This is a genomic window from Spirillospora sp. CA-128828, assembly GCF_050945415.1.
GTDB lineage: Bacteria > Actinomycetota > Actinomycetes > Streptosporangiales > Streptosporangiaceae > Spirillospora.
In genome coordinates, this window is the sequence record NZ_CP191986.1 from 3,479,284 (window position 1) to 3,502,567 (window position 23,284).

General features: G+C 72.0%; 26 protein-coding genes and 1 pseudogene. 8 read left to right on the forward strand and 19 right to left on the reverse strand.

The features are described from left to right. Positions 1 to 2: 2 nt before the first annotated feature. Genes ACQPXG_RS17150 through ACQPXG_RS17160 form a run of 3 tightly spaced genes read right to left on the reverse strand, consistent with a single transcriptional unit; the run spans position 3 to position 2,634 of the window. The gene (locus tag ACQPXG_RS17150; protein ID WP_433468690.1) at positions 3 to 887 is read right to left on the reverse strand and encodes an inositol monophosphatase family protein; all 885 of its coding nucleotides are present in this window, start codon (positions 885 to 887) and stop codon (positions 3 to 5) included. Positions 888 to 918: 31 nt separating this feature from the next. Then, positions 919 to 1,599 (reverse strand): hypothetical protein, encoded by a 681-nt coding sequence (locus ACQPXG_RS17155; RefSeq protein WP_433468691.1) that lies wholly within the window; start codon positions 1,597 to 1,599, stop codon positions 919 to 921. 21 nt (positions 1,600 to 1,620) lie between these two features. Beyond that, positions 1,621 to 2,634, reverse strand: a complete 1,014-nt coding sequence (locus ACQPXG_RS17160) for a hypothetical protein (protein ID WP_433468692.1) — start codon at positions 2,632 to 2,634, stop codon at positions 1,621 to 1,623. A gap of 134 nt (positions 2,635 to 2,768) precedes the next feature. On the opposite strand from ACQPXG_RS17160, the gene ACQPXG_RS17165 reads away from it, so the two are divergent. Both ACQPXG_RS17165 and uvrB read left to right on the forward strand, forming a co-directional pair. Continuing rightward, the gene (locus tag ACQPXG_RS17165) at positions 2,769 to 3,920 is read left to right on the forward strand and encodes a sensor histidine kinase (protein WP_433468693.1); all 1,152 of its coding nucleotides are present in this window, start codon (positions 2,769 to 2,771) and stop codon (positions 3,918 to 3,920) included. 78 nt (positions 3,921 to 3,998) lie between these two features. Then, on the forward strand, positions 3,999 to 6,116 hold the full coding sequence (gene uvrB, locus ACQPXG_RS17170; protein WP_433468694.1) for an excinuclease ABC subunit UvrB: 2,118 nt from the start codon (positions 3,999 to 4,001) through the stop codon (positions 6,114 to 6,116). A gap of 172 nt (positions 6,117 to 6,288) precedes the next feature. Here the strand turns inward: uvrB and ACQPXG_RS17175 are convergent, their stop codons facing one another. The 6 genes from ACQPXG_RS17175 to ACQPXG_RS17200 all read right to left on the reverse strand — a co-directional run bounded on the left by ACQPXG_RS17175 (position 6,289) and on the right by ACQPXG_RS17200 (position 11,662). Further along, positions 6,289 to 7,125 carry a GNAT family N-acetyltransferase gene (locus tag ACQPXG_RS17175; protein ID WP_433468695.1) on the reverse strand — a complete coding sequence of 279 codons (837 nt, stop codon included), beginning with the start codon at positions 7,123 to 7,125 and terminating at the stop codon, positions 6,289 to 6,291. Between the two features lie 79 nt (positions 7,126 to 7,204). Further along, positions 7,205 to 8,959, reverse strand: coding sequence for an ABC transporter ATP-binding protein (locus tag ACQPXG_RS17180; RefSeq protein WP_433468696.1), 1,755 nt, complete (start codon positions 8,957 to 8,959; stop codon positions 7,205 to 7,207). Then, on the reverse strand, positions 8,949 to 9,389 hold the full coding sequence (locus ACQPXG_RS17185) for a lasso peptide biosynthesis B2 protein (RefSeq protein WP_433468697.1): 441 nt from the start codon (positions 9,387 to 9,389) through the stop codon (positions 8,949 to 8,951). The genes ACQPXG_RS17180 and ACQPXG_RS17185 overlap by 11 nt, the downstream gene beginning before the upstream one ends. Further along, positions 9,386 to 9,643, reverse strand: coding sequence for a lasso peptide biosynthesis PqqD family chaperone (locus ACQPXG_RS17190; protein ID WP_433468698.1), 258 nt, complete (start codon positions 9,641 to 9,643; stop codon positions 9,386 to 9,388). The genes ACQPXG_RS17185 and ACQPXG_RS17190 overlap by 4 nt, the downstream gene beginning before the upstream one ends. 39 nt (positions 9,644 to 9,682) lie before the next feature. Beyond that, entirely contained in the window at positions 9,683 to 11,530 is a 1,848-nt protein-coding gene (locus ACQPXG_RS17195) for a lasso peptide isopeptide bond-forming cyclase (RefSeq protein WP_433468699.1), read from the reverse strand. 24 nt (positions 11,531 to 11,554) lie between these two features. After that, positions 11,555 to 11,662 (reverse strand): keywimysin-related RiPP, encoded by a 108-nt coding sequence (locus tag ACQPXG_RS17200; RefSeq protein ID WP_433468700.1) that lies wholly within the window; start codon positions 11,660 to 11,662, stop codon positions 11,555 to 11,557. A 383-nt stretch (positions 11,663 to 12,045) separates the two neighbouring features. On the opposite strand from ACQPXG_RS17200, the pseudogene ACQPXG_RS17205 reads away from it, so the two are divergent. Continuing rightward, a pseudogene (locus ACQPXG_RS17205) lies at positions 12,046 to 12,186 on the forward strand (ADP-ribosylglycohydrolase family protein); the annotation flags it as partial. A gap of 66 nt (positions 12,187 to 12,252) precedes the next feature. On the opposite strand, the gene ACQPXG_RS17210 reads toward ACQPXG_RS17205, so the two are convergent. After that, positions 12,253 to 12,810, reverse strand: a complete 558-nt coding sequence (locus ACQPXG_RS17210) for a hypothetical protein (RefSeq protein ID WP_433468701.1) — start codon at positions 12,808 to 12,810, stop codon at positions 12,253 to 12,255. A 72-nt stretch (positions 12,811 to 12,882) separates the two neighbouring features. Between ACQPXG_RS17210 and ACQPXG_RS17215 the strand changes: the two genes are divergently transcribed. The 3 genes from ACQPXG_RS17215 (at position 12,883) to ACQPXG_RS17225 (ending at position 15,485) form a co-directional block, all read left to right on the forward strand. Further along, positions 12,883 to 13,380 carry a GNAT family N-acetyltransferase gene (locus ACQPXG_RS17215; protein ID WP_433468702.1) on the forward strand — a complete coding sequence of 166 codons (498 nt, stop codon included), beginning with the start codon at positions 12,883 to 12,885 and terminating at the stop codon, positions 13,378 to 13,380. A 76-nt stretch (positions 13,381 to 13,456) separates the two neighbouring features. After that, positions 13,457 to 14,491 (forward strand): SGNH/GDSL hydrolase family protein, encoded by a 1,035-nt coding sequence (locus ACQPXG_RS17220; RefSeq protein ID WP_433468703.1) that lies wholly within the window; start codon positions 13,457 to 13,459, stop codon positions 14,489 to 14,491. 19 nt (positions 14,492 to 14,510) lie between these two features. Further along, positions 14,511 to 15,485 carry a CapA family protein gene (locus ACQPXG_RS17225; RefSeq protein ID WP_433468704.1) on the forward strand — a complete coding sequence of 325 codons (975 nt, stop codon included), beginning with the start codon at positions 14,511 to 14,513 and terminating at the stop codon, positions 15,483 to 15,485. Between the two features lie 8 nt (positions 15,486 to 15,493). Here ACQPXG_RS17225 and ACQPXG_RS17230 read toward each other — a convergent pair whose 3' ends face one another. The 3 genes from ACQPXG_RS17230 to ACQPXG_RS17240 all read right to left on the reverse strand — a co-directional run bounded on the left by ACQPXG_RS17230 (position 15,494) and on the right by ACQPXG_RS17240 (position 17,684). After that, positions 15,494 to 16,393 carry an SDR family oxidoreductase gene (locus ACQPXG_RS17230; RefSeq protein WP_433468705.1) on the reverse strand — a complete coding sequence of 300 codons (900 nt, stop codon included), beginning with the start codon at positions 16,391 to 16,393 and terminating at the stop codon, positions 15,494 to 15,496. 9 nt (positions 16,394 to 16,402) lie between these two features. Next, complete coding sequence (locus ACQPXG_RS17235; RefSeq protein ID WP_433468706.1) at positions 16,403 to 16,990, reverse strand: TetR/AcrR family transcriptional regulator; 588 nt, start codon at positions 16,988 to 16,990, stop codon at positions 16,403 to 16,405. A gap of 103 nt (positions 16,991 to 17,093) precedes the next feature. Next, positions 17,094 to 17,684, reverse strand: a complete 591-nt coding sequence (locus ACQPXG_RS17240) for a TetR/AcrR family transcriptional regulator (RefSeq protein ID WP_433468707.1) — start codon at positions 17,682 to 17,684, stop codon at positions 17,094 to 17,096. Between the two features lie 55 nt (positions 17,685 to 17,739). Between ACQPXG_RS17240 and ACQPXG_RS17245 the strand changes: the two genes are divergently transcribed. Continuing rightward, complete coding sequence (locus tag ACQPXG_RS17245; RefSeq protein WP_433468708.1) at positions 17,740 to 18,561, forward strand: class I SAM-dependent methyltransferase; 822 nt, start codon at positions 17,740 to 17,742, stop codon at positions 18,559 to 18,561. On the opposite strand, the gene ACQPXG_RS17250 is transcribed toward ACQPXG_RS17245, so the two are convergent. The 3 genes from ACQPXG_RS17250 to ACQPXG_RS17260 all read right to left on the reverse strand — a co-directional run bounded on the left by ACQPXG_RS17250 (position 18,562) and on the right by ACQPXG_RS17260 (position 20,865). After that, entirely contained in the window at positions 18,562 to 19,044 is a 483-nt protein-coding gene (locus ACQPXG_RS17250) for a pyridoxamine 5'-phosphate oxidase family protein (protein ID WP_433468709.1), read from the reverse strand. Then, positions 19,031 to 20,152 carry a hypothetical protein gene (locus ACQPXG_RS17255; RefSeq protein ID WP_433468710.1) on the reverse strand — a complete coding sequence of 374 codons (1,122 nt, stop codon included), beginning with the start codon at positions 20,150 to 20,152 and terminating at the stop codon, positions 19,031 to 19,033. The genes ACQPXG_RS17250 and ACQPXG_RS17255 overlap by 14 nt, the downstream gene beginning before the upstream one ends. A 143-nt stretch (positions 20,153 to 20,295) precedes the next feature. Continuing rightward, on the reverse strand, positions 20,296 to 20,865 hold the full coding sequence (locus ACQPXG_RS17260; RefSeq protein ID WP_433468711.1) for a TetR/AcrR family transcriptional regulator: 570 nt from the start codon (positions 20,863 to 20,865) through the stop codon (positions 20,296 to 20,298). 72 nt (positions 20,866 to 20,937) lie between these two features. Between ACQPXG_RS17260 and ACQPXG_RS17265 the strand changes: the two genes are divergently transcribed. Beyond that, positions 20,938 to 21,435, forward strand: a complete 498-nt coding sequence (locus ACQPXG_RS17265; RefSeq protein ID WP_433468712.1) for an FBP domain-containing protein — start codon at positions 20,938 to 20,940, stop codon at positions 21,433 to 21,435. A gap of 21 nt (positions 21,436 to 21,456) precedes the next feature. On the opposite strand, the gene ACQPXG_RS17270 is transcribed toward ACQPXG_RS17265, so the two are convergent. The 3 genes from ACQPXG_RS17270 to ACQPXG_RS17280 are packed head-to-tail and all read right to left on the reverse strand — an operon-like array spanning position 21,457 to position 23,247. Next, positions 21,457 to 22,203 (reverse strand): hypothetical protein, encoded by a 747-nt coding sequence (locus ACQPXG_RS17270; protein WP_433468713.1) that lies wholly within the window; start codon positions 22,201 to 22,203, stop codon positions 21,457 to 21,459. Next, the gene (locus ACQPXG_RS17275; protein WP_433468714.1) at positions 22,196 to 22,396 is read right to left on the reverse strand and encodes a DUF397 domain-containing protein; all 201 of its coding nucleotides are present in this window, start codon (positions 22,394 to 22,396) and stop codon (positions 22,196 to 22,198) included. The genes ACQPXG_RS17270 and ACQPXG_RS17275 overlap by 8 nt, the downstream gene beginning before the upstream one ends. Beyond that, entirely contained in the window at positions 22,393 to 23,247 is an 855-nt protein-coding gene (locus tag ACQPXG_RS17280; protein WP_433468715.1) for a helix-turn-helix domain-containing protein, read from the reverse strand. The genes ACQPXG_RS17275 and ACQPXG_RS17280 overlap by 4 nt, the downstream gene beginning before the upstream one ends. Positions 23,248 to 23,284: the final 37 nt, after the last annotated feature.

A 23,284-nucleotide genomic window follows, 5' to 3' on the forward strand; every position in this document is an offset into this window, starting at 1 on the left:
GTTCACCAGGCGACGCGGGTGCGTCCGCCATCTTGATCGATCTTCGTGGTGGTCTCCAGGAGACGGTCGAGCAGTTCGGGACGCGCCGCGACGAACCCCAGCTCGGACGCGGGGCGGTCGATGCCCAGCTCGTACGGCTCCCCGTCCAGGCGGCGGAGTTCCGCGCCCGCCTCGGCGGCCAGCAGCGCCCCGGCGGGCAGGTCCACGATCTCGGGCAGGTAGCCGACCATCCCGTCGATGTCGCCGCGGGCCAGCATCGTCCAGGCCACGAGCGGTGCCCAAAGCTGGAGCATCCGCGCGCACCGGCGCTCCAGGGCCGAGCGCAGCGCGAACGCCACCGGATCGCCCGCCTTGACCTGATGGCCCTGCGTCCAGGCCAGCACCGGGTTCTTCTCCCGCCCCGGCCTGGGACGATCCGCCAGCGTCAACGGCGTCCCGCCCGGCCCCAGCGTGCCCCTTCCGCGCACCGCCGACCACGTCCGCCCCGACACCGGGTCATGGACGACGCCCAAGACGGGCTCGGCGCGCGCGCACAACGCCAGCCCCACCGCGTAGACGGGCATGCCGATCGCCACGTTGTTGGTGCCGTCCAGCGGATCGACGAGCCACACCATTTCCTCGCCCGGTGCGCCGTCGAGGACCCCGGACTCCTCCGCGATGATGCGGTGCCCCGGATACGCCGCCCGGAGCCGTCCGACGATCAGGTCTTCGGCGGCCGTGTCCAGCTCCGTCACCACGTCCCCGCCGGTGCCCTTCGGACGCACGTCCAAGGGCCCGCCCACACCGGCGCTCAGCAGGGCGCCCGCCGCCTCGGCGGCGTCCACCGCCACGCGGCGGGCCTTGGCGAGATCGATCGGAAGGGCCGGTGACGGGGTCGTGGGTCTCATCGGGGCTCTCCAGTCGGGTCCGGCGGCCGGCCTAACGGCGTGGCGAGCAGTGGGCGGCGGCGATCCTGCGGGCCGAACGGCGCAGGGCCCGCACCGTGTCGGCGTGGTCGGAACGTGAACGACGCACCTGGTGGGTGGGGACGTCCATAGGACCGAGCGACAGGTCGCCGCCACCCGGTGATTGGCGGCCCAAGGCGACCGTGGCCGCGTCCATGCCCTCCTCTATGAGCGTGCTGTGGAACACACCCGCGGGCAGGGTGTACGACTCGCCGGTGCGATGCGTGCTGGAAAGGCCGGGGGAGCAACGCACCGCGCGTCCGGTCGCCCTCAGCTCGTCCAGGCCGTCCTGGCTGATGACCTCGAAGACCTGCTGCGCCGCTCCGCCGGAGCCCTCACCGACGTCCATCCGCACGTTCCGCACCGTCCCGTACAAGACGAAGCTGAGCAGGTCCCAGCTGTGGCAGTGTACGGGCGAGGTCGTCGAGGGGGCCGGGCGCACCTCCGGAGTCCAGATGTGCAGGCATACCCCGAAGTCGCCGCTGCGCTCCACGGGAAGGCACAGGAAGCCCAGGGGGTGCCGTACGGCCGGGACGGGCGAGCGGCCCGCCGCGACGTTGTCCAGGACGCCGTCGAGCACGTTCCCCGCCCACGTCGGCAGCGTCCGCGCCGCGGTCCCGGCGTCGATCGCCCCGCGGATCTCCTCGTACTTCACCCCGGCGGCCCCATCGGCTCGTCACTCATACGGGTCCTTGGCCCGCAGCGCCTTACGGATGATCTCGATGACGTCGCGGTCGGTGTAGGCGTGCGCGAGGTCGATCCCGATCACCTCGAAGAGCTTGCGGACCTCCTCGACCGTGGGCTCATCGTCCAGCGGCGCCAGCCGGGCCTGCTCGACCGGGACGCGGCGCGCCTGGTCCAGGCTGGTCTGGAGTTCCGCGCTCACCCAGCTGTAATAGAACTTGCTGCTGTCGACGACCAGGGCCTCGCCGCGCGGGTCGTCACGGGTGACCACGACACGTGACGCCGCCAGGTCGTAACGCAGCGTCGTCATGGTCTGCGCCAGGCCGATGTCGATGTCGAGCATCGCGAACCGCTGCTTGTGCCAGCACGCCGCCAGGAGCGTGGCGTACGCCTCCTTGCGCGTGCGTTCCAGCGTCCAAGGCTCGCCCGTCGCGTCAGGGCCGTCCGACACCGAACGGCGGTGACGCGCGTACGCCTCGCACACCTCGACGTTGGTCGGGTCGAGGATCTCCAGGCGGAACAGGAGCGTCCGCCTTTCCCGGCGGGCCGCGCCCACGCACTCGGGCAGCGTCCGGGCGCGGATGTAGGTCCCCGTCCCGCCCTTGAAGAACCAGCGGTCGGTGTCGCGGCGGGCCTCCGCGAGCACCTGCGCCACCTGCGCCCCGCTGATCACCCGGACGACCGCCGTCTCGTCCAGGGCCCGCTTGGTGTCGGCCAGGACGCTCTCGAACGTCTCGATATGGGCGAGCTTGCCGCTCAGGTCGTCCAGGGTGGCCGAGGAGGCGCGCAGCGTGTCGCGGACCTCCGCCTCGACCGGGATCCGGCGTCCGCGGTCCCGCAGCACCGACGTCGCCAGCAGGCCGATCACCGCGAGGATCCCGCTGTTGGTGATCTCGTCCTCGTTCGGCAGGTTCACCCCGAGGCCGAGGATCGCGACGATGACGGCCAGCACGAGCGCGATCACCGCGTCGGCGTTCTTCCCGAACCAGTTGGCGAAGCGGGTCATTGTCTGCGGCTACCCCGTCCTTGTCTGCGCGTCGTCATCGTAGCCAGGGGGGATAAGCCGGAAAAGCCTTGCAGGTAAGGGGTTCGCTCACGTGTGCGACCGACCGCCCTTCCGGTCGCTATAGGCTCGTCGCCATGCGCGTGCGGGGCTGGTTGTCGGGGGCATGGCCCACGCGTCGTTCGCGTGCGCTCGACATCTTCATCGCCGTGAACCTGGCCATCGCCGACGGCGTGTTCCTGTGGTTCACCGACCAGAAGTTCTGGCTTCCACCGCCCGTCGTGTCGATCTGCAGCGTCGTCCTCGGCCTGGCCCTGATCGTGCGGCGGGCCCACCCGGTCGCGCTCGCGGTGTTCTCGCTGGTGTTCGGCACGATCACGGGCGCCGGAGTGTTCGCCGCCCTGGTCATCCTGTACTCGCTCGCCGCGTACACCGCGTCCCGCCGGACGGTGCTGACCGTCGCCGTCACCACTTACGCCGCCGGGCTGATCTTCCCGTCGCCGACCGCGGGGACGGAGAACTTCCTCGCTCAGGCCATCTTCGGCATAGCGTTCATCGCCGTCCCCGTCCTGCTCGGCCTCTACATGGGGGCGCGCAAGCAGCTGATTGCATCGCTCCAGGAGCGCACCGCACGCCTCGAACGCGAACAGCACCTGCTCGCGGAGCGCGCGCGGGGAGAGGAACGCACCCGCATCGCGCGGGAGATGCACGACGTCGTCGCCAACCGGATCAGCGTGATGGTGGTCCACGCGGGCGCGCTCAAGGCGATCGCCGTCCGCGACCCCGCCCGGGCCGCCGAGACCGCCACCGTCATCGGGGACATGGGGCGGCAGGCGCTGGAGGAACTCCGCCACGTCATCGGAGTCCTCAGGCAGGGCGAGGAGACCCTGCCCCAGGAGGCGGTGACCCTGGCCCACGTCCGCGAGCTCGTCGGCCAGTCCGGTGCCGCCGGCCTCCGAGTGGACCTGTTGATCCGCGGCGAGGAGCGCCCCATGCCGCCCGCCGTCGGACGGACGGTCTACCGGCTCGTCCAGGAGTCGCTCACCAACGTCCACAAGCACGCCGGCTCCGCCGACACCCGGGTGGACCTCGGCCTGCTCCCCGAGGCGATCGAGGTGGAGATCGCCAACGACCCGCCCACCGCCGGGCCGGAGCACCGGCTGCCGAGCGGCGGGAACGGCCTGGTCGGGCTGCGCGAGCGCGTCACCGCCCTCGGCGGCAGCTTCCACGCGGGGCCCCGCGAGGGCGGCTACGCCGTCCGCGCGAGGCTGCCGCTCCCGGCGTCCTGACCTGAGCGAACACGGAATGTCGGAGGCCCTGCCTACAGTAGGGAGAGCAGGGGAGTAAGCCGGACCAGGGGAGAGCCGATGCGGCCGATCACGGACCTGCGGCGCCGCGTGGCGCCGTTCGAGGTCGTCACCGAGATGACGCCGTCGGGCGACCAGCCGCAGGCGATCGCCGAGCTCACCACCCGCGTCGAGGGCGGCGGCAAGGACTCGGTGCTCCTCGGCGCCACCGGCACCGGGAAGACCGCCACGATCGCGTGGCTGGTGGAGAAGCTGCAGCGGCCCGTCCTCGTCATGCAGCCGAACAAGACCCTCGCCGCCCAGTTCGCCAACGAGCTGCGCGAGATGATGCCGAACAACGCCGTCGAGTACTTCGTCTCGTACTACGACTACTACCAGCCCGAGGCGTACATCCCGCAGACCGACACCTACATCGAGAAGGACTCCTCGATCAACGACGAGGTCGACCGGCTCCGGCACTCGGCGACCAACTCGCTGCTCACCCGCCGCGACACCGTCGTCGTCGCGTCGGTGTCCTGCATCTACGGCCTCGGCACGCCGCAGGAGTACGTCGACCGGATGGTCCGCCTGCACGTCGGCCAGGAGATCGACCGCGACGACCTGCTCCGGCAGCTCGTCGGCATGCAGTACACCCGCAACGACCTCGCCTTCACCCGCGGCACGTTCCGCGTCCGCGGCGACACCATCGAGATCATCCCGCAGTACGAGGAGCTCGCCGTCCGCATCGAGATGTTCGGTGACGAGATCGAGAAGCTCGCCACCCTGCACCCCCTGACCGGCGAGCTGATCACCGAGGACGAGGAGCTGTACGTCTTCCCCGCCTCCCACTACGTCGCCGGGCCCGAGCGCATGGAGCGGGCCATCCGCGACATCGAGGCCGAGCTGGAGGAGACCCTCGCCGTGATGGAGCGGCAGGGCAAGATGCTGGAGGCGCAGCGGCTGCGCATGCGCACCGCCTACGACATCGAGATGATGCGCCAGGTCGGCACCTGCTCCGGCATCGAGAACTACTCCCGGCACATCGACGGCCGCGGCCCCGGCACCGCCCCCAACACGCTCCTCGACTACTTCCCGGAGGACTTCCTCCTCGTCATCGACGAGTCGCACCAGACCGTCCCGCAGATCGGCGCCATGTACGAGGGCGACGCGTCCCGCAAGCGGATGCTGGTCGAGCACGGGTTCCGGCTACCGTCCGCCATGGACAACCGCCCTCTGAAGTGGGAGGAGTTCCTCGACCGGATCGGCCAGACCGTCTACCTCTCGGCGACGCCCGGCCCCTACGAGATGAACCGCGTCAAGGGCGACGTCGTCGAGCAGGTCATCCGGCCCACCGGCCTCATCGACCCCGAGATCGTCGTCAAGCCCACCAAGGGGCAGATCGACGACCTCATCCACGAGATCCGCGAGCGCACCGAACGCGACGAGCGCGTCCTCGTCACCACGCTCACCAAGAAGATGGCCGAGGACCTCACCGACTACCTGCTCGAACTCGGTATCCAGGTCCGCTACCTGCACAGCGAGGTCGACACGCTGCGCCGCATCGAGCTGCTCCGCGAGCTGCGCGCCGGCGAGTTCGACGTCCTGGTCGGCATCAACCTGCTCCGCGAGGGCCTCGACCTGCCCGAGGTCTCCCTCGTGGCGATCCTGGACGCCGACAAGGAGGGCTTCCTGCGCTCCGAGACGTCCCTCATCCAGACGATCGGCCGCGCGGCCCGGAACGTTTCCGGCCAGGTCCACATGTACGCCGACACGGTCACGCCGTCGATGGAACGAGCGATCGACGAGACGAACCGGCGGCGCGCCAAGCAGCAGGCCTACAACGACGAGCACGGCATCGAGCCGCAGGCCCTCCGCAAGCGCATCGCCGACATCCTCGACTCCCTGGCCCGCGAGGACGCCGACACCGAGACCCTCATCGGCGGCGCCGGGCGCCAGCAGTCACGCGGCAAGGCCCCCGTCCCCGGCCTCGCGTCGAGGACGAAGGAGGCCGGCCGGCACGCCGCCGACCTGGTCGGCGAGCGGCCCCGCGAGGAGCTGGAGGCCCTCATCGAGCAGATGACCGACCAGATGCACCAGGCCGCCACCGACCTGCAGTTCGAGCTGGCCGCCCGGCTCCGCGACGAGATCAAGGAACTCAAGCGCGAACTCCGCGACATGAAGGAGGCCGGCGTCAAGTGAGCCGGCGCCGCCGGCCCGCACTCCGGGAGGCGGAAGAGGCGGGCGTCCAGTAAGCCGCCGACCTCCCCGGCCCGCTCCGTGGGGCGGGGGAGGCGTGCGTCACATGGAGGCGGACGCCTCCCCGGGCCCCTCCTCCGGGAGGTGGAGAGGCGGCCCCAGGTGAAGGCGGGCGTCAGGTGAAGGCGAGGACGACGCGGTCCTCGACCGGGCGGTAGCCGAGGCGGCGGTACACGCCGTTGCTGGTCGGGTTCGCCAGTTCGGTGAACAGCACCACGTCGGCGGCTCCCGCGTCCAGCGCGCCCTGGGTGACGGCGGCGGTCACCGCGGCCCCGTAGCCCCGGCGGCGGTGCTCGGCCGGCGTGTACACGGGCGCCACCCGCGCCGCGCCCGCGACCGCCGGGGTCCGCCCCGCCATCGCCACCGGGCGGCCGCCGGCCTCCCACAGCGTGATGCCGCCCTCGGCGAGCCGGCCGTCGACCACCGCCGGATTCGGGCCGCCGTGCCCGCCGGCGTCGCGGTGGAACGCCGCGAACCAGTCGTGCACCATCTCGCGGTCATCGCCGTCGGCGACGCGGGCGGCGCCGTCCGGGGGCGGGTCCGGCGGTTCGAGCCCCGCCAGCCGGTGCAGCCGCTGCCGCATGGTGACACGGCCCGGCGTCCTGGTCAGGCGCTCCCACGCCTCCGCGAACCCCGCGGCGGCCGTCGGCGTCGCGTTGACCGCCTGCACGTCGGCGTCCCGCCCGGCGAGGGCGTCCGCCAGCTCCGGCGCCGCCGGTTCCGGCATCGCGCTGAGCAGCACCGGATAAGTTCCGGTCCACATGCACGTGCCCTGGACGTCCCCGCCCGCCGTCCACCACCCGAACAACGCGTTGCGGTAGAGCCCGGAGCCTTGCGCGCGCATGGCCTCCGTCACGGTCAGCGTCACGGTGTTCGCGACGGGATCGCCCCGCAGGAACCCGTCCGCCCGCGCGAGGAACTCTTCGAGATCGTCGGTCAGTGCCCAGCCCATACCCGAGCATGGGCCCGCCCCCGCTCATCCCGCATCTCCTTTTCCCGCCGGCGGCGCCGCCGGATCGCTCGTGGCGGGGTCACCGGCGCACGGGCGCGCCCTCGCGGGAGGGGCCGGGCCACGCGGCGGCCAGGGTGCGGTAGTAGGCGCTGACGTCCATGAGCTCCTCGTGGGTGCCGGACGCGACGATCCGGCCCTCGTCGAGGACGACGATGTGCGCGGCGGCGCGCACGGTGGTGAACCGGTGGGCGATCACCAGGAGCGCGCACCGGCCGGCGGCCTCGCCGAGCGTGCGGTGCAGCGCCAGCTCGCTCTCCAGGTCCAGATGCGCCGTCGGCTCGTCCAGCAGGAGCAGGTCCGGGCTCGCGACCAGCGCGCGGGCGATCGCCAGGCGCTGGCGTTCACCGCCCGACAGCTCCCGGCCGTGCTCGCCGACGCCGGAGTCCAGGCCGTCCGGGAGCCGGGCGACGAGGCCCGCGAGATTCGTCACGCGGACCGCCTCGCGGATCGCGTCCTCGCCCGCGTGCGGGGCCGCGTAGACGAGGTTGTCGCGGATGGTGCCGTCCAGGATCGGGCAGTCCTGCTCGACCAGGCCGATCCTCGCGCGGTGACCGGAGCGGCTCCGCGCGTCCGCCGGGACACCGCCGACCAGCACCTCCCCGCGGTCGGGATCGTAGAAGCGCTCCGCGAGGGCGAACACCGTCGACTTCCCGGCGCCGGACCGGCCGATCAGCGCGACGAACCCGTGCCGCGGCACCTCGAAGGAGACGCCTCGCAGGACGGGCCGCGACCGCCGGTAGCCGAACCACACGTCGCGGAACTCCAGGGCCGGGGACCGGTCGTCGTGCGGTGGCTCCGCGCGCGGCGGGTCGCCGCTCTCCCGGGGCAGGGTGAGGGCCTCCCTGATCCGCTGGACGGCACCGGTGCCCTGCTGGACGACGCTGAGCGACTCGAACAGCGCCCCCAGCGGGCCCGTCAGATAGAGCATGTAGAGCAGGAAGGCCACGAGGTCGGCGACGGAGCCGGACCCGCCGGCCACGCGCGCCCCGCCGACCAGCAGCGCCACGAGGAAGGAGCCCGTCACCGCGAGCTCGGTGGCGGGCGCGACCAGCGCGTCGAACCCGGCCATCCGGACATTCGCGGCGTAGGCGGCCTCGGCCCGGCCGCCGATGCGCTCGCTCTCCCGGACCTCCGCCCGTGCCGCCTTCACGGTCCGGATCGCGCTGAGCGCCCGCTCCAGGTCGGCGGCCATCGCCCCGGTCGCCCGCCGCCCGCGCAGCGACGCGGCCCGCATGCCGCGCAGCGCCGTGCCGAGAACGGTCCCGGCGACCAGGACGACGGCCGCGACGCACGTGAACAGCGTCCAGTCGAGCCAGAGCATCAGCGCGATCGTGGCGGCGAGGCCGATGCTCCCGGTCACGGCGTCGGTGAGGCCGCCGGCGATGATCTGCCTGACCGCGAACGTGTCCGCGTCCGTCCGGGAGATCAGGTCGCCGACCCGGTGCCGGTCGTAGGCGGGCATGCGGAGCCGCAGCAGCCGGTCGATCAGGCTCAGCCGCAGGCCGAGCACGATCCCCTCGCCGGTACGCGCCAGCTGGAACCGGACCACGGCCTGCGCCAGCGCCTGGGCGGTGAACAGCGCGACCAGCGCCGCCACGCCGTGCCACGCCGTCCGTCCCGCCGCCGCGGCGCCGATCACGTCCCGCGCGACCAGCGGCTGGGCCAGCCCCAGCGCGGACGCGGCGAGGGTCAGCGCCACGGTCGCGGCGATCGGGCCGCGGTGCCCGGCGGCCAGCCGCAGGACGCCGCGCAGGCCCTCCCGCTCAGCCGCCACGGCGTTCCCCGCCGCTCGGCGGGACAGTGATCAGCGGGGTGAGGTAGCCGTCCGGGACGTTCTCCTCGACGAGCCGGCCGTCCGCCTCCACCCACGCGTGCGCGCCGAACGGGGGCAGCACCCGTGCGCCGACGCACCAGGTCGGCCAGGTGCCCCCGAACCGGCACAAGAGCGTGGTCGCCAGGGACCGGGGCAGGCAGCCGCGCGGGCCGAGGCAGGTCAGGCTGACGGCGACGACCGCGTTCCGCGCTGCCCGCGCCTGGTCATAGCCGGCCGGGCGGGCGCCCTTCCGCAGCACGGCGAGGACCCACCGGATGCGCCGCGGCGGCAGGAGGGCGAGCAGCCGGGCCAGGGACACCGCGAGCCGGGCTGCCGCGCGCCGCGACACCGGCCCTTTGGGCGGGCGGTGCAGCGCGCTCGGGACGGTCACGGCCGCACCAGCCGGGCCGCGCGCAGCTGCTCCACCAGCGTCGTCACGTCCTCCAGAGCCCGCGCCGGGTCGACGCCGAACTCTTCGGCGAGCGCCGCCGCGGCCTGCGCCGTGCCGTCGCCGCTCGTGAGCCGCCGGACGGTCGACGCCGCGGTCGGGTTGAGCTGCCAGTAGTCTCCGCTCTGCTCGTCGAGCAGGACCGCCCCGTACGCGGTGTCCGCGGTGGACACGCCTGGTCGCAGTCGCAGGGTCATCCGGTCTCCTCTTCGGTGGTCATCCGGCGGATTCGGAGGTCATCCCGGCAGGGCCGCGCCGGGGGCCGTCGTGCGCGGGCGGTCCAGGTTGCGCAGCCACACCTCGCAGCCGACGGTGGAGTACAGGATCGCCTCGCGCAGTTCGGGGGCGGCGGGGCGGGCGGTGAGCGCCCGCAGCCGCCCGGCGTCGACCAGCCCGAGCCGGGCCAGCCGCGAGTCCTCCCAGAGGGACATCAGGTCCCGGTGGTGTGCGCGCAGGCCGTCGGCGGCGTCCATCGACGCCTCCGCCTTGTTCGTCCGCGCCAGGCACTCGTCCGGGACGATGCCGCGCATGGCCGCGACCAGGAGCGGCTTGTACCGCCACGGGGTGACCCGCTCCTCCGGCCGCACCGCGAGGCACGTCTCGATCACGCGGTCGTCGAGGTACGGCGAGGCCATGGGCAGCCCGGCGCGGGCGCTCATCTGCTCCCACTGCCGGATGATGCGGGTGCATGTGCGGATGGCGTTCAGGTCCGCGTGCGCGCCCCGGCCCGGCGCCAGCGGCCGCGCGGTCCGGGCCGCGTCCCGCAGCACCTCCGCCGCCGCGTGCCCGGCGTCGGGGGTGACCCAGTCGAAGAGCCGCGGGGCCCCGTCCCAGCCCAGCGCCCCGGTGACGGCCGGTTCGGGCGGACGGCGCAGCTCCGCGGCCGAGTCCGCCAGCCACCTGCGGTACGGGCGGCCGTCCGCCAGCGCCCGCGCCATGGGGGCCGGCGCCCAGTCGAACAGCGCCCGGAACCCGCGCAGGCGCGGCAGCGCCAGCAGCGGCCGGCGGCGCAGCAGCCCGTGGTAGTGGGCCTCCGAGCACCAGGCGACGTGGTCGCCGCCGATGCCGGTCATGTGCAGGCGGCTGCCCTTCGCGACCAGCCGGGGGACGTGGCTCAGGACCCTCGCGCGGTCCATCATGCCGATGGACGGCTCGTCCAGCGGGTCGTCGATGTCGAGGAGCCCCGCATACACCAGCGGTGACTCCTCGGCGGGCCAGACCGCGTGCTCCACCTCGGGCAGACGCGCGGCCGCGCGGCGCGCCCACGCGAGGTCCTCGTCGGCCGGGTCCCGCCCCGGCCAGGTGCTCGCGACGACGCGGGCCCCGCCCCGGGCGGCGAGGAAGCAGACCGACGTCGAGTCCAGGCCGCCGGACAGGTCGCAGCTCACGGTGCCGCCGCCGGCGGTGCGGACCCAGACCGCTTCGCCCAGCACGGTCCGGAGGTCGTCGGCGCCCGCGGCCAGGGACCGCTCCGGTTCCGGTGGCGTCCACCAGGGGCGGGTCCGGGCGCGGCCGTCCCGTTCCACGGTGAGCTGGGTGCCCGGCTCCACGCCGTGCACGTCCCGCCACATAGGCGTGTGCAGGAGCGGATGCGGGACGGGCCACAGCAGCCGCGCCGCGATCTGCCGTTCGTCCAGTCCGGCGCCGGTCAGCGCGGCCAGGGTGTCGGCGCGGTCGGCCGCCACCGTGACGCCGTTCACCCGGGCGTGGAACACCAGCCGCAGCCCGGCCGCGTCCCCTTGCACGCGCGTCCGCCCGTCCAGCGCCGCTACCAGATGGAAGCTGCCGGGCAGGGTGCGGGCGAGGTGGTCGAGGGAGGCGAGGCCGGTCATCCGCCCGGCTTCCCGGGCGATCCGCTCGGTGCCGGCAGGGAAGCCGCCGATGAGGGCCAGCCGGGCGTCGCCGGCCTCGGCGACGGTGATCTGGTCGTCCGCCCAGTGCCCGATCAGCCACGGGCGCCCGGAGGGGTACTGCAGCGTACGGGTGTGGGCGAGGCCCGAGGCCACGGCGAGGCCGGCCTCGTGGTCCGGGAGGACCACGAAGTACGGCTCGCCGTGACCCGGCATGCCACTGTGCTCAGGCATGGGCATGTGGAGTGATCGCCCTCGTCAGTTCTTGCTGAGGATCAGGCGGTCGTTGCCGTGCCGCTGGAGCAGGCCGGTGACCTTGCGGAAGGTGCCCGCCGCCACGAGGACGGGTGCTTCGTACTGCTTCATCTTTCTCTCCTGTTCTCGCCGTGAATTGTTCGGGGGAGCTCCCAATTCCGCCCTCACGAAAAGGCGAAACGAGGAAAGCGTGGCACGCGTGGCCGCGGCCGTGCCACCTGGCCATGCCTGTGACCTTGAAAGACGCGGCCCGGCCAGAGCTGGCCGACAAAGCGGAATAATCTGGATAAAGCCAGTCGCTGTGCGGGCTATGAGGGTGGCCGATAGGGCGTGTCGGCTGACCTCCCGGATAGTCTTCGATGACCGCCCGGCGCACCAGATGATCGACCGTCCGCCACTGTTGTGGCTCATGAATTCCCATTGGCGGTCCCGGTGAAAAGAGGCCAATTCACGTCGACGCGGCTAGGGTGGGAAAGACAACGCCGCAGCCCGGGGTGGGCGCTCGGCCGGGTGGACGAGCCGATCACTCCAAAGGCTGCGCCGGGACGGTCCGCGCGGCATCGTCAGGGTTCGGCCACCCCGGTCCCGGGGCCGTCTTCACCCGGGGCCAGGGCACGGCGGCCCTCACCCACGGCCACCCGTCCGGTCATCTCCCGGTAGGGACGCTCGCTGTGGCAGTGTCGGCGCTCGTCCACCCGCTCCTACGCCTGAGCCGTGTGCGACAGCAGCAGCTCGTACGCCGACTCGTAGGAGGAGCCGCCCTCCTCGTGCCGGGCCAGGGGCACGAAGTCGGGGACGGTACGCGACACGCTCGCCAGCAGCCGCTCGCGCGCTTCCTCGGCGGTGAACGGCGTGACGCCTAGGAGGTCGAGCAGCCGTTCCCGCTGGGACGGATAGTCGGGGTGGTCGTCGATCATGTCCGCGAGCAGCTCGTCCGCCGGATGGCCGGCGCCGAGGTCCTGCCAGTACGTGAAGGACGCGATGATCGTGACGGCCTCGACGAGGTCGGCGGCCATCAGGGCCGCCTGTCCCTCCGAGTCGGCGAACAGGACCGGGCGCGTCCCGCCCGGCTCGCCGCACAGGAAGTACGTGCCGCCGGCGCCGTCCCCGGCGATCGGCTCCAGCGGCAGGCCCGTCGGCAGCCGCAGCTCCTCCACCGGGTCGCGCCGCGCGATGTCGAAGTCGCCTGGCCATTCCAGCAGGTCCGCCAGTTCGGGTTCGTTCTCGATCCGGCGCAGGAGGTCATCGGAAGCCGTCATGCGCGGCACATTAGTCCGTCCGCCGGACGTTATCGGGAGGACGGGGGCCGGAGCGCGGCCTACGATCGCGGCATGGAGTACGCGATTCGCGTGGCGGGGGCCGGGGATCTGGCGGGGCTGGCGGCGATCGAGAACTCGGGCGACCCGATGTTCGGCGAGATCGGGATCGTGTTCCCGCCCGGCCCGACCGTGGTCGAGCAGATGATCGGCAAGGGCGCCGAGATCCTGGTGGCCGGTGATCCGCCGGTGGGGTTCGCGGCCGTCGAGGAGGTCGACGGCGCCGTCCATCTGGAGCAGATCTCGGTGCGCGGCGACCTGGTGGGCCGGGGGATCGGCGCCCGGCTGCTGGACGAGGTCAAGGCGCGCGCCGCCGCGGCCGGGTCGCCCGGGGTCAGCCTGCTGACGTTCCGGGACGTCCCGTGGAACGGCCCGTGGTACGCCCGGCACGGTTTCGCGGAGCTGCCCGAGGAGCGGTGGGGGACGGGCATCAGGTCCTACTGGGACGCCGAGATCAAGGACGGGCTGCACGAGCTGGGCCCGCGCCTCGTCATGTGGGCGCCGCTCGGCTGATCTAAAGATCTACAATGTAAAGGCGGGAACCCGGGGCGGCTCGTGAACGTCTGGCCCATGGACGCGAAGGAGAACGATGATCAGCCCGGTCGCATGGGTACGGGGCCGTCTCGGCGAGCGAGGAGCCGCGCTCGCCCTCCTGGTGGCGCTGCTGGCGCTGGCCGCCGTCCCCCTGGTGGCGCTGCCGGCGACGCGGTGCGAGGTCTTCGGCAGCGGCTGCCACGAGCCGGAGCGCGAGGCGCGTGCCGATGCGGTCGCGGCGAGGCGGGCGCCGACGCCGCTCGAAGTGGCGACGCGGGGTTCGTACGTCGCACTGGGCGATTCGTACTCGGCGGGTGTCGGCGCAGAGGCGACCGTGGCGGACCAGAACCCGCTCGACCGCTGTCACCGGACGTCCAAGGCGTACTACCACGAGGTCTCTCAGGCGTTCCGTTTCCCGAAGGGCAGTGCGTTCTGGGCTTGCTCCGGTGCGACGACCGCCGACGTGCTGAAGGGACGCGGCGGTGAGCCGCCGCAGATCGGGCGCATCGATTCCGGCACCAGCCTGATCACGATCAGCATCGGCGGCAACGACGTCGGGTTCTCCAGGGTGCTCGCCGGATGCGTCGTCAAGCTGCCGTGGGGCGAGGGCTGCACCTCGCAGGGCGGGGACATCGCCGGGCGCATGGCCGAACTCCGGCAGAGCCTCCCCGACCTGCTGTCCAAGATCACTGCGAGGGCGCCCGGCGCGCGGGTGGTCGTGATGAGCTACCCGAAGGCGTTCTCCGAGGTCAGCGGGGTGGGCCGGGACAACATCAGCGTGGGCGACCAGCGCTGGCTGAACGCGCGCGCCTACGACCTGGGCCAGCTGATCCGCCAGTCCGTCCTGGAGGCGGACGCGCGGAAGGTCGCCGCGCACGCCCCCGGCAGCGTCGAGTTCGTGGACGCCTACAGCGCCTTCGCCGGTCATGAGGTGGGCAGCAAGGACGCCTACATGAACGGCCTGACGGTGAACCTGTCGGCCCTGGAGGCGGAGCCGCGCAGCTACCACCCGACGATCGCGGGCCAGCAGGCGCTCGCCCGGCTCTTCATCGACCAGGTGAAGAAGGGCCCGGGCCGCTCGCTCTCCTAGCGGTTCGTAGGCTGGAACCATGGCCGTCACCATGGCGCTCGCCGGAGACACCATGCTCGGACGCGGCGTGGCGGACGAGATCGCCGCGTCCGGGCCGCACGCCCTGTTCTCCGACGGTGTGCGCGAGGTCTTCGGCGAGGCCGACCTCGCCCTGGTGAATCTGGAATGCTGCATGTCGTCCCGGGGGCGGCCGTGGGACGCGCCGGGCAAGCCCTTCCATTTCAGGGCGCCTCCGGTGGCGGCCGAGGCCCTCGCCGACCTCGGCGTGGACTGCGTGAACCTCGCCAACAACCACGCCCTGGACTTCGGGCCCGACGCGCTGACCGACACGCTCGACGTCCTCGGACGGGCGGGCGTCCAGACGGTCGGCGCCGGAGCGGACATCGCCGAGGCGCGCGAGCACGCCGTCCTGGAGGCCCGAGGCGTCCGGGTCGCGGTCGTGGGCGCCACCGATCATCCGGACGACTTCGCCGCCGGGCCCGGCCGCCCGGGCGTGGCGCTCGCCGGCCTCGAACGCGGTGTACCCGGCGACCTCCTCGAACGGATCCGGCGGCTCCGGGAGGAGAACGACGTCGTCCTGGTGATGCCGCACTGGGGCCCGAACATGGTCCAGGAGCCGCTGCTCTACGTCCGGCGCGCCGCCAGGAGGCTGGTGGCCGCCGGCGCGACGCTCGTCGCCGGGAGTTCCGCGCACGTGTTCCACGGGGTGGCCTGGCCGGTCATCTTCGACATGGGCGACTTCATCGACGACTACGTCATCGACGAGACGCTCCGCAACGACCTGGGCCTGCTGTTCCTGGTCACCGTGGACGCGGGCGGGCCGTCCCGCATCGAGGCGGTGCCGCTCCGGCTCGACTTCGCTCACACGCGCCTGGCCGAGGGCGCCGATCGCGCCTGGATCACCGACCGCTTCACGGCGGCCTGCGCCGCCTTCGGCACACCGGTGACCGTGCGGCGGGACCGCCTCGTCATCGACCGTGCGGACAGGCGATAGCGGACGAGCTACAGCGGATCGCCGAGCGGCCCGTTCTCGTCCGCCAGCGTGTCGGCCCAGTGAGCCGCCCAGTCGGGCTGCGTGCCGTCGGCGTCGGTGAAGCCGTACTCCTCGTAGAGGCCCCAGGTGGCCAGAGCCCGTCCCGTCTTGTCCATGACGTCGGGGTCGGCGGCGAGTGCGGCGACGGCCCGCCCCAGGTAGGCGGGGGTCTCCGAGTGGGCGAAGTGCGTGTCCTCGGCGACGCCGTCCCGCCAGTTGTCCTCATGCACGCCGAAGTGTTCGAGGACGGCCTCCGAGCGCAGGAAACCCGGCGTGATGGCGACGGCGGCGACTCCGTGCGGCCGCAGCTCCGCGGCCTGCGCGACGGCGAGCCGGATCACCGCGGACTTCGCGAGGTCGTAGAAGAACGAGCCGCGATACCGCGCGGTGTTGCCGTCGGTGACCTCCACCACCAGGCCGCGCCGCCGGGTGACCATCAGCGGGAGCGCGAACCGGCTGGTGACGATGTGGGTCTCCACGGCCTGCCGCAGCAGCCGCAGGCCCTTGCCGAGGTCCTGTTCCCACAGCGGATGCGACCAGTCGGTCAGTGGGTCGCCGCCCCACACGGAGTTGACGAGGACGTCGAGCCGCCCGTCCTGCTCCTCCGCGATCCGTCCGACCAGCGCGCGGACCTCGTCCGGGTCGCTGTGATCGACGCGGACGGGGATGCCGGTGCCGCCGGCCGCGGTGACCCGGGCGGCGGTCTCCTCGATGGTCTCCGGCCGGTCGAGGTCGGAGCGTCCGGAACCGCTGCTGCGTCCCGTGACGTACACGGTCGCCCCGGCGGCCCCGAGTTCGACGGCGATGCCTCGTCCGCCGCCGCGGGTGCCCCCGGCGACGAGGGCGACTTGTTCGGTCAGTTTCCCCATCGTTCCTCCTTACGGGATGTGCGGGGACAGGACGGCGCCGATCTCGCGATCCAGCCGTTCCGGCAGCGTTCCCCTGCGGTCGAGTGCCCAGGTCAGCCCGGCTCCGGCGATGACCGCCTGGATCGAGCCGGTCAGTGCCCCGGTGTCCGTTCCCAGGCGGAGTTCACCGCCGGAGACCGCCTCGTCGAGCAGCATCTCGATCACGCGCCCGTTCGCCTCGTGGACGGCCAGGGCGTGCTCGTGGAACTCCGGATCGGTGAGGTCCACGCACAGGAACGCCAGGTGGTTGGCGAACCGCTCCGGGGTCTCCATGTCCGACATCGACCGCGTGGCGAACGCGCGCAGCGCCGCCAGCGCGGTCTCGTGGCCGTCCCGGGCCCGCCTGTGCAGAGTCTCCACGTCCTGGACCGACCGCTCGGCCAGTGCGAGCAGCAGGCCGCGCTTGGACCCGAACCGCTGGACGATCGTGCCCGGTACCAGGCCGACCTCGTCCGCCACCGCCGCGAGCGTGAGCTTCGCGGGCCCCACCCGGCCGATCACCTCGACCGCGGCCCTCAGGATCACCGAGTCGTCCACGCCTCGCGGGCGCCCCGCCATCGCATCTCCCCATTAATAAATGACTGTACATTTATTACAGCGGTCAGCGCTCCCGCAGGCAAGTGCCGCGGCATGCCGCACGCACCGATCGTTGGGGGAGCGGTCAGGCTCGTACGACGCCCGCGATGACCGTGGTCACCGTCTTGCGGACGGCCTCCGGTCCCGGCGGCGGGCCGGTCCGGTCGGCGAAGAGCAGGTGCGCGGCCCCGATCACCGTGGGCGCGAGCACGTCGACCTCGGCGTCCGCCGCGACGCGGCCGATCTCGCGCTCGGCGGCGAGGTAGGAGGCGATCATCTCCACGGCCTCCGCGATGACCGGGAGGCCGGCCGGCCAGGTCTTCCGCAGTCGGGCGCGCAACTCGTCCCGGAACGTGATGAGCGGGAGCATCGCCAGGGCGACCGACTCGAACACGGCCGTCAGCGCGCCGGCGATGTTGCCGACCACGGTGCCGGTGCCGGCGGCTTCGCGCAGGGTGGCGGCCTGGGCGTCCATCCGGTGGGCGCGGTCCAGCACGAACTCGGCGAGGAAGTCGTCGAAGTCGGTGAAGTGCCGGTGCAGGACGCCCTTGGCGCAGCCCGCCTCCGCGGTGACGGCCCGGCTGGTCAGCGCACTAGGTCCGTCTTGGAGCAGAACGCGCTCGGCGGCGTCGAACAACTGCTCGCGCACGTCGCGCATGGCGACCCCGGTCGGCACCGTGGATCCCACCTTCCGATTGACGAGTGGGCACTTGCCCATTCATAGTGGGCGCATGCCCACTCTACCGCCGGAGCGAGCGACCCGCTCCCAGCCCGAACCCCATCAAGCCCGGGAGGTGGCCGAGTCCTTCGGCACGGACCCCGAACGCTACGACCGGACCCGTCCCCACTATCCCGACGCCATGGTGGACCGCATCGTCGCCGCGAGCCCCGGCCCGGACGTCCTCGACGTCGGCTGCGGCACCGGGACGGCGGCCCGGCAGTTCCAGGCGGCCGGCTGCACGGTGCTGGGTGTCGAGCCCGACGCGCGCATGGCCGGTTTCGCGCGGCGACGCGGCCTGGACGTCGAGGTGGCGACCTTCGAAACCTGGGACGCGGCCGGCCGGGACTTCGACGCGGTCGCCGCTGGGACGGCCTGGCACTGGATCGACCCGGTCGCGGGCGCGGCCAAGGCGGCGCGGGTGCTGCGCCCCGGCGGCCGGCTGGCGGCGTTCTGGCACGTGTTCCAGCTTCCGCCCGAGGTGGCGGACGCCCTCGCCGACGTCTACCTGCGCGTGGCGCCCGGCACCCCGCTCGCCGGCCAGGCGGCGCGGCCGGCCCTCGACGTGTACCAGGTGATGTTCGACAGGGCCGCCGACGGAATCCGCGAGGCCGGCGCCTTCGGTGACCCCGAGCAGTGGCGCTTCGACTGGGAGCACCACTACACCCGGGACGAGTGGCTGGACCAGATGCCCACCCACGGCAGCCTGACCAACCTCCCGACGGCGAAGGTGAAGGAGGTGCTCGACGGTGTCGGCGCCGCCATCGACGGGCTGGGAGGCGGGTTCACGATGCCCTATGTCACGGTGGCCGTCACCGCGTCGCGGACCGGCTGATCAGGGCGTCACGCGGCGGCGGACGTCGATGCCCGTGACATTGCGCGGGTCGCGGCCGGGCAGATGAACCTCCCACCCGGTCGCGTCCGCGCGGTACAGCCGGAGCGGGGCGTCGCCGCTGAGTTCGCCCGGCTGGAACCGCACGGCCCCTGGATCCGCGTCGGCGAACGCCTCGGAGCAGCGCTGCGGCAACTCGTCGTCCGGTACGAGCGACGCCGCGGCGTCCATGAAGACGGCCCGCCCCTCGCCGATCTCCACGGACGAGTCGAAGATGACGATGGCCACCTCGGGCCGTGCGGCGACGTTCTTCGAGTGCCGTGCGTCCGGCGACGAGACCCAGTAGAAGGTCCGGTAGCCGACGTGGGTGAAGTACACCGGCGACAGCCGGGGGCGGTGATCGTCCTCGGTCGTCCCGAGCGTGAGATACCGGTTCCCGTCGATGACGGCCCGCGCCAGCTCATGCAGATCCTCAGGAAGGCTCATCCTGAGATCCTGCTCCATTCCCAGGCGCCGTGGCCAGATCGCTCAGCGCGCCGAGCATCAGGAGCATACGGTGGGCATCGGCCTGGTCATCGGGGTCCCCGACCTCGGCCGCGAGCCGGTAGGCGGCGCGCTCGCCCTCGACGTCCATCTCGCCGCGCAGCAGAAGCGCGAGGTTCCGGGCGGCCTTGCCGCTGAACATCGGCTGCCGCAACTCGGCCGCGTCCCGGTACGCCTGCTTGGCCGCGGCCCTGTTCCCGTTCTCCTCCAGCAGCGTCGCGAGGTTGAACAGCCCGCCCGCCGCGATCAGGGGAGCCTCGTCGGCAGCCGCTCTGCGCAGCTCGGCGATGCCGCCTGCGACGTCGCCGAAACGCCGGGCGAGCATGGTCCCGAGGTTCACGGCCGCCATCGTTCCGGCCAGATCACCGCTGTGACGTGCCTGGCGGAGCAGGGCGAGGGCACGGTCACGCTCGCCGCGATCGACAAGGATCATGGCCAGGTCGACTCCCGCCATGGCCCCGAACCTCGTTTGGCCGGACGCGACGGCCCGCTCCAGGACCTCCACGGCCGCCCCGTGCTCGCCGCCCATCATGAGCGCGGACCCCAGGAAGGCGAGTCCTTCGGCGGCAATCGCGCTCACCGAGGATCCGGCCGCGATCTCGAACGCCTCGACGGGCCCGTCCAGATCATCCGCCGACGACCACAGCCTGCCCCGCCCGAGCGCCGCGAGACCGACGACCTCGTCGACGGTGGCGGGCGCCGTGCGGGGAGCGATGCCGTGGTCGTCGAGCACCTGGAGATTGCGCGCCGCCATTTCCGCCACCTCGGCGGCACCTCGGTCGGCCGCGTAACGGAGCGCCGCCTGGACCGCCTCGATGTCGTCGTCCGCCAGCGCGACGCCGATCATCAGCGCGGCACGGGGGCCGAACTCGGGCTCGCCGCCCTCGACGACCCGGGAGTACCAGTCGACGGCCTCCGCCACGTCGCCCTCGGCGAACACCTGGTCGGCGTACCCGCTCATGGTCTCCGCGTTCTCCCCGAGCCCCGGCTCGCCGGCCGCCATGACGAGCGTGAAGAGGAAGATCCCGCTGTCCGGATCCGGTCGCGGCATCCTGCCGATCCTCCGCGCCATCGCCGTCCGCTCGTCCGCTCGTCCTCATGATCAAGACTGTGGAATTCGTATCACGCCCTTGTCCGGTCCCTGGTGGTTTCGCGGCTCCCGGCAGATCTACCGCGAGACCGTGGGCTGGGTGGTCACGCCGGTGGCCAGTTCTTGAGGGCGGTGTCGAGGGCGTCCAGGGTTCGGGTCCAGGAGGCTTCGACGTCGCGCGGGGTGTGGCTGAAGCTGCCGGCGGTCTCCAGGCTCACGTAACCGTGGAACACGCTGCCGAGCATCCGTACCGCGTCGGTCTGGTCGGGTTCCGACAGGTCGTAGCCGCGCAGGATGGCCCGCGTCATCTCCGAGTGCCGTCTCGCCGCGCTCTCGACCGCCGTCTCGGGGTCCAGCCTCATCTGTCCCGCCGCGTACCTGCCGGGGTGGCGCTTGGCGTAGTCGCGGTAGGCGCTCGCGAAGGCCACCAGCGCGTCCTTGCCCGCGCGGCCCGCGATCGCGGCGGCGACCTCGTCGGCGAGTTCGGCCAAGGCCAGTAGCGCGACGCGCGTCTTCAGGTCACGGGCGTTCTTGATGTGCGAGTACAGGCTGGCCTCCTTGACGCCGAACCGGCGTGCCAGCGCCGCGACGGTCACGTTGTCGAAGCCGACCTCATCGGCCAGCTCCGCCGCCGCCCTGGTCAGGCGCTCGGTGCTCAGCCCCGCCCGTGCCATGGCCCTCTCCTCGTTTGCCTAGAGGCTTAACGTATTTGCCTAAGCATATTAGGAAGACTAGCCTCGCCGCCCATGAGACCCCTGACCGAGCGTGAGATCCGCACGTCCTTCGTCAACTGCTCCAAGGGCGAGGCCAAGCGGCTCGGCCTGCCCAGGGACTTCGCCGACCTGCCCTGGGATGACCTGGACTTCATGGGGTGGCGAGATCCGGGCGCACCCGAACGCACCTACCTGGTCGCCGAACGCGACGGCCGCCTCGTCGGTATCGCCTTGCGCAAAGCCTCGGGCGCGTCCCGCGGCTTCACCTCGCGCAGCATGTGCTCGCTATGCCTGACGACGCGCACAGGCGGCGGCGTCGCCCTCATGACGGCACGTCGCATCGGCGAGGCAGGCCGCCAGGGCAACTCGGTCGGCCAGTACCTCTGCGACGACCTCGACTGCTCCCTCTACGTCCGAGGAAAGAAGCACTCCATCGCAGGCGGGGAATTCGAGGAGTCCCTCACGCCGGAGGAGAAGATCGCCCGCATGCAGACCAATCTGCACACGTTCCTCGACAAAGTAACCCGCTGATTCTCCGGAGCGGGCGCCCGCTCACCGAGCCTCGGCGGGGAGTTGCGGGAAGGCGCTGCCAGGGGTCAGCCCGGCGCCGTGCGCGAGCTGGAGCGCCGCGGTCGTGTCCAGGTCCCAGCGGTCGCTGAACCAAGCGAAGTCCTCGGCCGACAGGGCCTGCTCCCGCGCTCGCCGGACCATCCCCTCCAGGGCGCCGCCCTGGGCCCGCTCGATGGTCTCGTCCAAGGCCAGGTCCAATTCTTCATCGTCGGCGTCAACGCTCTCGCCCAGCTTGTAGCCGAACACGACGTCGGCCACGGTGAAGACCAGTGCCTGCAGATTGACTGTGCGTCCGACAGTGCCGGCGAGCCCATCGTCCCGGACGTCCGCCGGATACTCGATCCGCCGCCACATGGAGTCGTACCAGTAGACGAATCCGAGTTCGTGGCCGTCCTGGAGGTACTGAAGCCGCTTGAGGGGGAGCCAGCGGGGTGCGCCGGCCAGCAGATCGAGAGGCGGCTCACGGAACCTGGTCTTGCTCGCCTCGTGGTCACAGCCGTACAGGACGGCCCGTCCGCCCTCGATTAGCCCCAGGGTCCACTCATTGCCGCCGGAATCGTCGTGCGTCACGCCGTTGGAGTGCACCGAGAACGATGCGGAGGAGTCGTACGGAATCGCTGCCTCCACCGCGGCCATCGTGGCGGCCCGCACCCACAACTCCGCCGGTTCCGGCAGATCCTCAGGACGCCCCGGCTTCTGCACCGCGCCCCGGCCCGCCCGCTCAGCCATCCTGCTTCTTGAGATCAGCGATGAACGCGCTCCACGCCCGAGCCCCAAAAGCGAGCACGGGTCCGTCCGGATCCTTCGAGTCCCGCACCGCCACCATGCGTTGAACGGGTGCGATCTCCACGCAGTCATTGCCCTGAGAGCCCGTCCAGCTGCTCTTTCGCCATGTGACACCGCGCATGTCTGAACCGTTCATAGCTCCGAGATTATTTGGTTGATCAGGTCGCGGGAGGCGCTTTCGGAGAGCGCTGAAGATCGATGCTGCTCAAAGGTGCGCCGATACCGAGTTGTCTTCGCCTCACCTTCGATGACCCACTGGCCGATCAGGTGCTCTGTGTGGACCACACTGAGGATCGGCGGCGTCCCCACGTCGAGCAACTGGAACTGCCCTGCGTACTCCGGCCCCGCGTCGACGGCCAGCGGCATCACCTGCAGGACGATGTGGTCGATTTCGGATTGGTTGAGCAGGCGTCTGAGCTGAGACCGCATCACATCGCGCCCACCACGCATTCGACGCAGCGCTGCCTCGTCGAGAATCACGTCGAACGTGGGCGGTTCGGTGCGATCCAGGATTTCGTGCCGAGCGAGACGGAACTCCACATAGCGCTCCACCGTTGCTGGCGGGTGTCTGGGCACGATGCCTTGGATGACGGCGCGCGCGTATGCCTCGGTCTGGAGATGACCAGGGATGAACGTCGTCTCCGTGGTGATGATGCGTGAGGCGTCGTGTTCCAGGGACACGCGGTCGAGGGCCTCGGCTGTGACCAGGTCCCTGTAGGCGTCCCACCAGCCGGGTTGGCGGTCTTGTTCGCCGAGGGTCATGAGGGCGGCGCGGACGTCCGTCGGGACGTTGTACTGATCCAGGATGAAGCCGAGGTCGCGGAGGCGCAGCCACTGCACGCCGTTCTCGATCTGGCTGAGGGACGAGGGGGAGCGCTCGAGGTGCTTGCCGGCGGTCTTGAGGGTGTAGCCGGACTCCTCCCTGAGCCGGCGGAGGACTCTTCCGATCTTGCGGCGGCGGGTGGTCGAGAGGGTCGCTTCCGACATGTGATCAGAGTGTCACGCTACGGAGTCAGCTGCCCGG

What these genes read in the sequence shown, in the direction of transcription:
- ACQPXG_RS17150 (WP_433468690.1), bottom strand. Translation starts at nt 887, where the DNA reads ATGAGACCCACGACCCCGTCACCGGCCCTTCCGATCGATCTCGCCAAG.
- ACQPXG_RS17160 (WP_433468692.1), bottom strand. Translation starts at nt 2,634, where the DNA reads ATGACCCGCTTCGCCAACTGGTTCGGGAAGAACGCCGACGCGGTGATC.
- ACQPXG_RS17165 (WP_433468693.1), top strand. Translation starts at nt 2,769, where the DNA reads ATGCGCGTGCGGGGCTGGTTGTCGGGGGCATGGCCCACGCGTCGTTCG.
- uvrB (WP_433468694.1), top strand. Translation starts at nt 3,999, where the DNA reads ATGCGGCCGATCACGGACCTGCGGCGCCGCGTGGCGCCGTTCGAGGTC.
- ACQPXG_RS17175 (WP_433468695.1), bottom strand. Translation starts at nt 7,125, where the DNA reads ATGGGCTGGGCACTGACCGACGATCTCGAAGAGTTCCTCGCGCGGGCG.
- ACQPXG_RS17190 (WP_433468698.1), bottom strand. Translation starts at nt 9,643, where the DNA reads ATGACCCTGCGACTGCGACCAGGCGTGTCCACCGCGGACACCGCGTAC.
- ACQPXG_RS17195 (WP_433468699.1), bottom strand. Translation starts at nt 11,530, where the DNA reads ATGCCTGAGCACAGTGGCATGCCGGGTCACGGCGAGCCGTACTTCGTG.
- ACQPXG_RS17200 (WP_433468700.1), bottom strand. Translation starts at nt 11,662, where the DNA reads ATGAAGCAGTACGAAGCACCCGTCCTCGTGGCGGCGGGCACCTTCCGC.
- ACQPXG_RS17210 (WP_433468701.1), bottom strand. Translation starts at nt 12,810, where the DNA reads ATGACGGCTTCCGATGACCTCCTGCGCCGGATCGAGAACGAACCCGAA.
- ACQPXG_RS17215 (WP_433468702.1), top strand. Translation starts at nt 12,883, where the DNA reads ATGGAGTACGCGATTCGCGTGGCGGGGGCCGGGGATCTGGCGGGGCTG.
- ACQPXG_RS17220 (WP_433468703.1), top strand. Translation starts at nt 13,457, where the DNA reads ATGATCAGCCCGGTCGCATGGGTACGGGGCCGTCTCGGCGAGCGAGGA.
- ACQPXG_RS17225 (WP_433468704.1), top strand. Translation starts at nt 14,511, where the DNA reads ATGGCCGTCACCATGGCGCTCGCCGGAGACACCATGCTCGGACGCGGC.
- ACQPXG_RS17230 (WP_433468705.1), bottom strand. Translation starts at nt 16,393, where the DNA reads ATGGGGAAACTGACCGAACAAGTCGCCCTCGTCGCCGGGGGCACCCGC.
- ACQPXG_RS17235 (WP_433468706.1), bottom strand. Translation starts at nt 16,990, where the DNA reads ATGGCGGGGCGCCCGCGAGGCGTGGACGACTCGGTGATCCTGAGGGCC.
- ACQPXG_RS17245 (WP_433468708.1), top strand. Translation starts at nt 17,740, where the DNA reads ATGCCCACTCTACCGCCGGAGCGAGCGACCCGCTCCCAGCCCGAACCC.
- ACQPXG_RS17250 (WP_433468709.1), bottom strand. Translation starts at nt 19,044, where the DNA reads ATGAGCCTTCCTGAGGATCTGCATGAGCTGGCGCGGGCCGTCATCGAC.
- ACQPXG_RS17255 (WP_433468710.1), bottom strand. Translation starts at nt 20,152, where the DNA reads ATGCCGCGACCGGATCCGGACAGCGGGATCTTCCTCTTCACGCTCGTC.
- ACQPXG_RS17260 (WP_433468711.1), bottom strand. Translation starts at nt 20,865, where the DNA reads ATGGCACGGGCGGGGCTGAGCACCGAGCGCCTGACCAGGGCGGCGGCG.
- ACQPXG_RS17265 (WP_433468712.1), top strand. Translation starts at nt 20,938, where the DNA reads ATGAGACCCCTGACCGAGCGTGAGATCCGCACGTCCTTCGTCAACTGC.
- ACQPXG_RS17270 (WP_433468713.1), bottom strand. Translation starts at nt 22,203, where the DNA reads ATGGCTGAGCGGGCGGGCCGGGGCGCGGTGCAGAAGCCGGGGCGTCCT.
- ACQPXG_RS17275 (WP_433468714.1), bottom strand. Translation starts at nt 22,396, where the DNA reads ATGAACGGTTCAGACATGCGCGGTGTCACATGGCGAAAGAGCAGCTGG.
- ACQPXG_RS17280 (WP_433468715.1), bottom strand. Translation starts at nt 23,247, where the DNA reads ATGTCGGAAGCGACCCTCTCGACCACCCGCCGCCGCAAGATCGGAAGA.